This window comes from Methylibium sp. (genome assembly GCF_013817365.1).
Taxonomy (GTDB): domain Bacteria; phylum Pseudomonadota; class Gammaproteobacteria; order Burkholderiales; family Burkholderiaceae_C; genus Methylibium.
The window spans coordinates 1-4,184 of record NZ_JACDCU010000369.1 but is presented as its reverse complement, the minus strand read 5'-3'; the positions used below and the strand labels follow the sequence as shown (position 1 = coordinate 4,184).

The following is a 4,184-nucleotide window of genomic DNA, read 5'->3' as shown; positions in this document are numbered from 1 at the left end:
CATGGTCGAGGCCGGCCTTGACGGCGCAATACGCCGCCTGACCGGCCATCGCGTAGCGGCCGAGGCCGGAGGAGATGTTGAGCAGCCGGCGCTCCGCGTGCCAGTGCTGCGTGCCGCGCAGGAAGGCCGCGGCCAATAGCAGCGGCGCCTCGAGCCCGACGCGCAGTGCGCGCGACAGGTCTTCGGGATCGCTCGTCTCGAGCGGGCCGACGCGAGCCAGCGCCGCGGCGTTGTTGATCAAGGTCGCCGTGGCGAAGCGCTCGGCGTCGAAGGCGCCGAGCCAGGCTTCGAGGGCAGCCGCCGCGAGCGGCTCGGCCAGGTCCACCGACCATTGCTCGCACGAAGCGCCGGCAGCACTTGTCAGTTCGGCCAGCCCCGGATGCTCGCGGCGCGACATCGCGAGCAGGGTCACGCCGGGCGCGAGCAGTTGCTCGGCCAGGGCCGCGCCCAAGCCGCGCGAGGCGCCGGTGAGGATGCAGAGGGTCTCGTTCATCGCAGGCCTTTCTTGGAGGCGGTGTCCATCAGGGAGGGTCGGCGCGCAGCCGTTCGCGCTGCGCGAGATCCGGAAAGAGTTTCATCCAGGTGCCGGCGATCACCAGTGTGCCCACGCCGCCCAGCACCACCGAGCCGACCGGCCCGAGCAACGCCGCCGTGGCGCCCGACTCGAACTCGCCGAGCTGATTGCTCGCGCCGATGAAGATCGAGTTGACCGCGCTGACCCGCCCGCGCATGGCGTTGGGTGTTTCCAGCTGCACGAGCGATTGGCGGATCACCACGCTCACCATGTCGGCCGCGCCTGCCACCGCGAGCGCCGCCATCGACAACCAGAACAGCGTCGACAAGCCGAAGACCAGCATCGCCACGCCATACACCGCGACCGCGGCGAACATGCGCGGGCCGACCCGGCGCTGGAATGGCCACAGCGTAAGCACCACCGACATCGCCAGCGCGCCGGCCGCGGGTGCACCGCGCAACAGGCCCAGGCCCCAAGGGCCGACGTGCAGGACATCCTTCGCGAACATCGGCAGGAGCGCCGTCGCGCCGCCGAGCAGCACCGCGAAGAGGTCGAGCGAAATCGCGCCCAGCACCACCGGCCGGTGGCGGATGAAGCGAAAGCCGGCCAGCACCGTATCCAGGCTTATCGGCTCCCGGGGCGGCGCGACATGCGTGTAGCGCACGCCGGCAAACAGCGCGCTGGCGGCGGCAAAGAGCAGCGTGCACACGCCGTAGGTCGCGCTGGCGCCTGCCACGAACAGGAAGCCGCCGAGGGCCGGCCCGCCGATGACGGCCGCCTGCATGCCGGCCGAGTTGAAGGCCAGGGCGCGCGGCAGCACCGCGTCGGGCACCAACAGCGGCAACAGCGCCTGCTGCGCCGGCATCTGAAACGCCTTGGCGCAGCCTATCGCCACCGACAGGCCCAGCAGCAGCTCGCGGCTGGCCCAGCCGCCCTGCGCCGCGGCCACCAGCAGCACCGACACCAGCGCCTGCGACGCCATGGCAACGCCGACGATGCGGCGGCGGTCGAGCTGGTCGGCGGCGTGGCCCGCCACCAGCACGAGCGCCAGCGCCGGCGCGAACTGGAACAGCCCCACCAGGCCCAGGTCCCAGGCACTGCCGGTCAGCGTGTACATCTGCCAGCCGATGGCCACCATCAGCATCTGGTTGGCCATCGTCGCAGCCACGCGGCCGGCGAAAAATCGCATGAGCGCCGGATAGCGGCGCAGCGGCATGGTGTCGTCGGCGGCGATCGTTTCTGCATTCATGGAGGGGCCGGCACTGGGTTGGCGCTGACCTTAGCGCACAGCCGGTAGGGTGGCGGCGCCGATCGCCGCGACGAATGAGCCCCGGCTTCGCTTCCCCGCCGGGCCGCAACCGAATAAGGTGGGCGCAAACATGATCGCCATCGCCATCGGCATCGAGCTGTTCGACACCGCCATCGGCCGCTGCGGCATCGCGTGGAGCGAGCGCGGTGTGGTCGGCGTCCAGTTGCCCGAGGTCGACGCGTCGGCGACGCAGGTGCTGCTGGCCCGGCGCTTCCCCGGTGCCGCGCAGCGGCTGCCGCCCGCGGAGGTGGTGGATGCCATTGCCGCCATCACGGCGCTGCTTCGCGGCGAAGCCGACGACACGCCGAGCATCGTGCTCGACACGAACGCCGTACCGCCCTTCGAGCGCAGCGTCTTCGAAGCCTGCCGGCGCATCGCCGCCGGCTCGACACTCACCTACGGCGAACTGGCCCGGCAGATCGGCGCACCGGGTGCGGCGCGCGCGGTCGGTCGGGCGCTCGGCCGCAATCCGTATGCGCCGGTCGTGCCTTGCCATCGCGTGCTCGCGGCGGGCGGCCGGCCGGGAGGTTTCTCCGCGCATGGCGGTCTCGCGACCAAACTGCGGCTGCTGGAAATCGAAGGGGCGCCGGGCTTCGGCGCGGGCAGCTTGTTCGGGAGTGCCTCGAGGGATACCGAATGACGCGGACGCGGCGATCCCGTCGCCACGCACGCGCTTAATATTGCCGTCATGGCCCGCGTCGAGTTCACGCCGCAGCTCAAGCGATTCACCGAAATACCGCGCATCGATGCGCCGGCCGCGACCCTGCGCGAGGCGCTCGATGCCGCCTTCGAGTGCAACCCGCGCCTGCGCGGCTATGTGCTGGACGATCAGGGTCACGTGCGCGCCAACGTCGTGATTTACATCGACGGGCAGGCCAGCCGGGACCGGCTGGCGCAGGCCGACGCGCTGCGGCCCGACAGCAGCGTCTATGTGTTGCAGGCGCTGTCCGGGGGCTAGAGTCGGACCGCTCGCTTCGCAAGAGGGAGATTTGGATGAGCACCAACGCCGTCAATGATCGGGCCTGGGTGGCCACCCGCAAGGGCCTGTTCGAGCTGAGCCGTCACGGCGTCGTCTGGCGCATCGAGCGCGTCAGTTTCCTCGGCGAGCCGGTCACGGCCGTGCTGCCGCCGGATGGGAAGGGCCGCATGCTGGCGGCGCTCAACCTGGGGCACTTCGGCGTCAAGGTGCATGCCTCGGCCGACAGCGGCGCGAACTGGACCGAGGTGGCGGCGCCGGCCTATCCGCCCCAGCCGGAGGCAGCCCCGGGCCCGGCCTGGAAGACCGTGATGATCTGGGTGCTGGAGCAGGCGCACGGCACGGTCTGGGCCGGCACCCTGCCGGGCGGCCTGTTCCGCTCGGCCGACTTCGGCCGCTCCTGGCAACTGGTCGAGGCGCTCTGGCAGCAGCCGGGGCGGCTCGAGTGGTTCGGCGGCGGCTACGACGTGCCGGGCATCCATTCGATCTGCCCGCATCCGCAGCGCCAGCGCGAACTGCTGGTCGGCGTGAGCTGCGGTGGCGTGTGGGTGACGTGCGACGACGGCGCGAGCTGGGCGCTGCAGGCGCGTGGCATGAGCGCGGCGTACATGCCGCCCGAGCGCGCTGCCGACGAGAACATCCAGGACGCGCACCGCATCGCGCGCTGCGACGGCAGCCCCGACACCTTGTGGTGCCAGCATCACAACGGCGTGTGGAGCAGCGGCGACAACGCCGCGAGCTGGCAGCCCATCACCGAAGTGCCGGTGTCGGCCTTCGGCTTCGCGGTCGCCGCGCACCCGCGCGATCCGCTCACGGCCTGGTTCGCGCCGGCGCAGGCCGACGAGCGGCGCGTGCCTTCGAACGGCGCGATGGCGGTCAACCGCACGCGCGATGGCGGCGCCAGCTTCGAGACCTTACGCGAGGGCCTGCCGCAGCGCGACTGCTACGACCTGGTCTACCGCCACGGGCTGGCGGTGGCCGACGACGGCGTCAACCTGCTCATGGGCAGCACCACCGGCAACCTCTGGTCGAGCAGCGACAGCGGCGAACTGTGGCATGCGGTTTCGCTGAACCTGCCGCCGATTCATGCGGTGCGTTACGGCTGAAGGCAAGGACTCGGCGCCGCTGATCACGCTTGCGACGACCTGCCCGCTAGAACGGCGCCTGTGAAGCGAAGTGCAGCCGCTCACCTGTTGCCGGATGCGCCAGCGCCAGCGCGATGGCATGCAGCAGCAGCCGCGGGGAACGGCTCTGGATCTCCGGCGGCGCGTACAGCGCGTCGCCCAAAATGGGATGGCCGATCGCGCCGAGGTGCACGCGCAACTGGTGGCTGCGTCCGGTCAGCGGTTCGAGTTCGAGGCGGCTGCAGTCGTGCCCGGCGTCTT

5 protein-coding genes and 1 pseudogene are annotated in these 4,184 nt (G+C 71.2%); 3 read left to right on the top strand and 3 right to left on the bottom strand.

Annotated features, from left to right (window positions below):
• The coding region (locus tag H0W38_RS17835) for an SDR family NAD(P)-dependent oxidoreductase (protein WP_292456579.1) at window positions 1–493 on the bottom strand (493 nt) is incomplete at its 3' end.
• Between the two features lie 28 nt (window positions 494–521).
• Window positions 522–1,703: an MFS transporter gene (locus H0W38_RS17830; RefSeq protein ID WP_292456581.1), complete on the bottom strand. Its 1,182-nt coding sequence runs from the start codon at window positions 1,701–1,703 to the stop codon at window positions 522–524.
• 190 nt (window positions 1,704–1,893) lie between these two features.
• On the opposite strand from H0W38_RS17830, the gene H0W38_RS17825 reads away from it, so the two are divergent.
• Genes H0W38_RS17825 through H0W38_RS17815 form a run of 3 tightly spaced genes read left to right on the top strand, consistent with a single transcriptional unit; the run spans window position 1,894 to window position 3,905 of the window.
• Window positions 1,894–2,463 (top strand): methylated-DNA--[protein]-cysteine S-methyltransferase, encoded by a 570-nt coding sequence (locus H0W38_RS17825; protein ID WP_292456577.1) that lies wholly within the window; start codon window positions 1,894–1,896, stop codon window positions 2,461–2,463.
• Window positions 2,464–2,511: 48 nt separating this feature from the next.
• Complete coding sequence (locus H0W38_RS17820) at window positions 2,512–2,781, top strand: MoaD/ThiS family protein (RefSeq protein ID WP_292456575.1); 270 nt, start codon at window positions 2,512–2,514, stop codon at window positions 2,779–2,781.
• Between the two features lie 35 nt (window positions 2,782–2,816).
• Window positions 2,817–3,905: an exo-alpha-sialidase gene (locus H0W38_RS17815; RefSeq protein WP_292456572.1), complete on the top strand. Its 1,089-nt coding sequence runs from the start codon at window positions 2,817–2,819 to the stop codon at window positions 3,903–3,905.
• Between the two features lie 46 nt (window positions 3,906–3,951).
• On the opposite strand, the pseudogene H0W38_RS17810 reads toward H0W38_RS17815, so the two are convergent.
• A pseudogene (locus tag H0W38_RS17810) lies at window positions 3,952–4,184 on the bottom strand (RNA pseudouridine synthase); the annotation flags it as partial.